We start from the raw sequence: 256 nt of genomic DNA on the forward strand, positions 1-256 counted from the left end.
GTATTCGCACGGCGTGAATCGTTTTCCCCGTTTCATTCAGCAACTGGATAACGGCGACATCATTCCTGAGGCCAAACCGCAGCGCATTACCAGCCTGGGTGCAATTGAGCAGTGGGATGCCCAACGTTCGATCGGCAATTTGACGGCGAAAAAGATGATGGACCGTGCCATCGAACTGGCCTCCGATCACGGTATTGGCCTGGTCGCGCTGCGTAACGCCAACCACTGGATGCGCGGCGGCAGCTATGGCTGGCAG

Annotated in this window: 1 protein-coding gene; it reads left to right on the forward strand. The window is 57.4% G+C overall.

Going from position 1 to position 256, the window contains the following annotated elements; all coding sequences use genetic code 11:
* On the forward strand, positions 1-256 hold a 256-nt coding region (locus FDX22_RS15550; protein ID WP_186805321.1), incomplete at both ends, for an Ldh family oxidoreductase.

Origin of the sequence: Citrobacter sp. TBCS-14, from assembly GCF_005280805.1 — a bacterium.
In the GTDB taxonomy this organism is placed as follows: Bacteria; Pseudomonadota; Gammaproteobacteria; order Enterobacterales; family Enterobacteriaceae; genus Citrobacter; species Citrobacter gillenii.